This window comes from Kitasatospora putterlickiae (genome assembly GCF_039527695.1).
GTDB lineage: Bacteria > Actinomycetota > Actinomycetes > Streptomycetales > Streptomycetaceae > Kitasatospora > Kitasatospora putterlickiae.
In genome coordinates this window covers 1-4,357 of record NZ_BAAAKJ010000491.1, presented here as the reverse complement: position 1 = coordinate 4,357, position 4,357 = coordinate 1, and the positions used below count along the sequence as shown (strand labels likewise).

The 4,357-nt window shown below is 75.4% G+C and carries 2 protein-coding genes and 1 pseudogene; 1 reads left to right on the top strand and 2 read right to left on the bottom strand.

What is annotated here, in order from left to right; all coding sequences use genetic code 11:
- Positions 1-171 precede the first annotated feature (171 nt).
- Positions 172-1,509 (bottom strand): annotated as a pseudogene (locus ABD308_RS37745) (PP2C family protein-serine/threonine phosphatase); the annotation flags it as partial.
- A 203-nt stretch (positions 1,510-1,712) separates the two neighbouring features.
- Entirely contained in the window at positions 1,713-3,098 is a 1,386-nt protein-coding gene (locus ABD308_RS37740; protein WP_344345331.1) for an NAD(P)/FAD-dependent oxidoreductase, read from the bottom strand.
- 534 nt (positions 3,099-3,632) lie between these two features.
- Here ABD308_RS37740 and ABD308_RS37735 point away from each other — a divergent pair.
- Positions 3,633-4,357 (top strand): TetR/AcrR family transcriptional regulator (locus ABD308_RS37735; RefSeq protein WP_344345328.1); only part of this gene is annotated, 725 nt, incomplete at its 3' end.

Below are 4,357 nucleotides of genomic sequence, written 5' to 3'. Positions count from 1 at the left end.
ACGACACGCCTCGGCCCGTAACCGGGAAGAGGTGGTGTTTCAGAGGATTGGCTACCTCGGGACCGTCCGCGCAGACACGTGTCCGGTGCTCCCAGCCAGGCAGCTCGAAGAACACTAGACCTCTCGCCCGGCCGAGTCAAGCGCCCGTCTCCATTCGGGGGACTCCTCCTCGGCCGGCAGCTGGAAGACCAGGACGGCGACGTCGTCGTCGTGCTCGGAGGTGACGCCCATCGCCCGCAGCAGGCGGGCGCAGACCACGTCGGGGGAGCCGACCGCGCCGGTGAGGGTGCGGGCGAGCTGGTCGAGGCCCTGGTCGATGTCCTCGTCGCGGCGCTCGACCAGACCGTCCGTGTAGAGGACGCCGGTGGTGCCGGGCAGCAGCCGCAGGGTGTGCGAGAGGTGGTGGACCCCTCCCCCGGTGCCCAGCGGCGGGCCGTTCTGTTCCTCACTGCGCAGGACGGTGCCGTCGGGGCAGCGCAGCAGGATCGGGAGGTGGCCGGCGGAGGCGTAGCCGAGGGTGCGGCCCTGCGGATCCCAGACGGCGTAGGTGCAGGTGGCGATCTGATTGGCGTCGATCTCCATGGCGAGGCCGTCGAGCAGGCTCATCACCTTGTGCGGCGGGAGGTCGAGGCGGGCGTAGGCGCGGACGGCGGTGCGGAGCTGGCCCATGACGGCGGCGGCGCGCAGGCCGCGTCCCATGACGTCGCCGATGACCAGGGCGGTGCGGCCGCCGCCGATGGCGATGACGTCGTACCAGTCGCCGCCGACGGCGGCCTCGGCTCCGCCGGGCTGGTAGGTGGCGGCGACCCTGAGGTCGGCCGGCTGGTCGAGCTTCTGCGGGAGGAGGCTGCGCTGGAGGGTGACGGCGGCCTCGCGGTGGCGGCGCTCGGACTCGCGCAGCCGGGCGGCGGCGAGGACCTGGTCGGTGACCTCGGCGGCGAAGACGAGGACGCCGGACGTCGGGTCGTCGCTCGTTTGGGTGGAAAGGACGGGCGCGCCGCCGGGACCGGTGCGGCCCGGGTCGCGGGTGAGGGGGACGCAGGAGACGTTGTAGTAGCGGTTGCCGGTGAGGCCGAGGATGCAGCGGGCCTTGACGCTGCGGGGGCTGCCGCCGCGGATCACCTGGTCCATCAGGGGCAGCACGCCGAGGGTGCCGAGTTCGGGCAGCGCGTCGCAGGCGGGCAGGCCGGTGGGGCGCTCGCCGAAGAGTTCGCGGTAGGCGCGGTTGGCGTAGCCGAGCTGGTGCAGCGGGCCGTAGGTGACGGCGACCGGGGCCGGGATGCGGTTGAGGACCTCCCGGAGGTCCTGGGGCCGGTGCGGGTCGAGCACGCCGGTGGGGTCGAGGGCCTCGGGGGTGTCGACCGGGCCGGCGGGGCTGGTGGGGTCGCGGGGGCCGGGCACCACCACGGCGTCGCCGGACGGCGCGGCGCGGTCGCTGCCGGCCCCGGACGGCGGGGTGGCGCGCCACGGGGCTCCGGTGAGCCGGGCGCTCCAGCGCATGAGGTTCAAACGACGGCCGCTTCCTCGGGTTCCAGACATCTCATCACTTTTTGTGCACTCGTCAGCACACGGGGTAATGACTCGGTCGGGCCGATCCTGTCAGGCGAAGGCCCGATTCCGGAAGTCGCCCGCGCCACACGTGGCCGTCCGATCGGCCACAGGGCCGTGTCGGTACTCCGACCGGGCGGTGGCGGACGGGCCGCCGGAGTGGCTCACACCGGCCGCTCGTCGGCCGGCGCCCGCCGGTCGGGCCGGCCGAGCGGGACGACCTCGCGGGAGAACAACCCGGCCAGCACCCAGTCCATGAGGACCCGCACCCGCCGCTCGCCGCTCGGCAGCCTGCGCAGGTGCCGGGCCCGGTGGAGCCACCAGGCCCGGCGGCCGGTCAGCCGTCCGCCGCGCCTGGTGTGGGCGACCGCCCGGCCGACGCCCAGCGAGGTGGAGCAGGCCGGGGCCTCGGGCCGGTACTCGGCGATGCCGGGCGCGTGCGGGCCGCCGTCCAGCGCGACCAGCACGTTGGCGGCCAGCAGTACGGCCTGGGCGAAGGCGTGCTGGGCGTTCGGCGCGCACGGCGCGCCGTCCGCGCGCGGATCGGGCACGGCGGCGCCGTCCCCGGCCGCCCAGGCCCCCGGCAGCGCGCGGCCGTCCGGGCCGAGCACCTGGAGCGTGGGCAGACAGCGGACCCGGCCGGCGGTGTCCAAGGGCAGGTCGGTGTCGCGCAGCAGCGGGTTCGGGCGGACCCCGGCCGTCCAGACCAGGGTGCGGGCCGCGAACCGGCTGCCGTCGGAGAGCGCCATGATCCCGTCGGCGGCCGATTCCAGGGTGGTGCGCAGGCGGACGTCGACGCTGCGCTCGCGCAGCTGGGCCAGGGTGTGGTCGGCGAGTTCGGGCGGCTCCTCGGCGAGGATCCGGTCGGTGGCCTCGACCAGCACCCAGCGCAGGTCCCCGGGGGTGATGTTGTGGTGGCCGCGCACGGCGTACCTGGCCATGTCCTCCAGTTCGGCGAGCGCGCCGACGCCCGCGTAGCCGGCCCCGACGAAGACGAAGGTGAGCGCGGCCTGGCGGAGCGCCGGGTCCCGGGTGGTGGCGGCCAGGTCGAGCTGTTCCAGGACGTGGTCGCGCAGGCCGACGGCCTCGCCGACGGTGGAGAAGCCGCGGCCGTGCTCGGCCAGGCCGGGGACGGGCGCGGTCCGGGAGACCGCGCCCGGGGCGAGCACCAGGACGTCGTAGTCGAGTTCGACGGGTGCGGGCGGCTCGCCCGGGCCGGCGGCGTCGGCCCAGGCCCGGCGGGTGGCGTGCTCGATCCGGGTGATCCGGGCGGTGAGCACCCGGCACTCGGTGAGCTCCCGGCGCAGCGGCACGACGACGTGCCGGGGGTCGATGGTGCCGGCGGCGACCTCCGCGAGCAGCGGGTGGTAGGTGAGGTAGGCCTGCGGCTCGACCACGGTGAGCTGGACCTCGCCGCGCCGCAGCCGCTCGCGCAGGCCGCGCTGGAGGTGCAGCGCCGCGGACATGCCCGCGCACCCGCCGCCGACGATCAGGATCCTGATGGCACACCTCCCGTCGATGGGGCCCGGCGCCCGCCTTCGACCGGGCATGCCCCCATCACGCCCACCAATAAAGGACCGTCGGCGCCGTCTTGTCCACCATCCGTACTGTGGCGGATGGGGCCGCCGGGACCTCGCGGGGACAGATGTGCCGCCGGGGTCAGTTTCTGACGCACTTTCGGCCTCGAACGACGGTGAACTATGGTCGGATTGTGTGGCGTCGCGGCCACTGCCATGTCAACTGGCGGCGACGCACCGTGGAGCGGCCATTACGGCCAGTTCTAGTGTTGGCGGGAGAACCCGACTGCGGGACCGTGATCCGGGGAAGGGTAGTTCCCGGACAAGGCCCCGAACGGGCGCCGACACGCCGGTCCGATCGCACCGATCGGCCCGGCGGCGCCCGCCGGATCGGGGTCCGGGTGGTCTGCGCGCGGCCGTACCCGCGGTCGGGCGCCACCCGGACGGCACCACCAACGGCACGAGCGATGGGTCATCGGTCATTTCTTTCAGGCTTAGCTGCACCGGGGGGTGCAGGGGCGGGCGACGACAGGGTCCGGAATCGGACGCCTGCGGGGGAGAGTTGGGATGATGGAACAGGAGCGACTGTTGGGGCGAGCGGGTGCGGCACACCCCGGTCAGGGCGTGGTCCCGGAGCAACGCGGCCCCGCCGAGGCGGCCGGGCCGCCCGGGACGGCCGGCGTGTCCGGCGGGCCTGGGGCGAGCGGGACGGCGTACGCGGCGGTCCCGTACCGGGGCGGCGAGATCACACCGGCCGGCGGGCCACCGGGCGCGCGGCTACGGGTCGACGCCCGCCGGAATCTGGAGAGCGTGCTGCGCGCGGCCCGCGAGGTGTTCGGCGAGTTCGGCTACGGCGCGCCGATGGAGGAGGTCGCGCGGCGGGCCGGGGTCGGCGTGGGCACGGTGTACCGGCGCTTCCCGAGCAAGGAGGTGCTGGTCCAGCGGATCGCGGCCGAGGAGGTCGCCTGGCTGACCGCCCAGGCCCGCGAGTCGCTGTACGGCGGCTCGGGGGCGTGGGAGGCGCTGGCCGGCTACCTGGCGCGCGCGGTGTCCACCGGGGCCGGGCGGCTGCTGCCGCCGGAGGCGTTCCGGTACGCCGAGGAGCTGGGGCGGGTGCCCGAGCAGCGCTCGTCGGAACCGGCCGGGCCGGGCGGCGGGTTCGGTTTCCCCCGCTACGAGCCCGTCGGCGGTGAGTCGGCGGCCCCGTCCGGCGGGTTCCCGGACACCGGTCTCGCGGCGACCGAGGCCGAGGCCGAGGCGCTGGTGCTGTCCGGCGGGCGGGTGCTCGCCAC

Coding starts and splice junctions, on each gene's coding strand:
- ABD308_RS37740 (WP_344345331.1), bottom strand. CDS start 3,098: ATGCCCGGTCGAAGGCGGGCGCCGGGCCCCATCGACGGGAGGTGTGCC.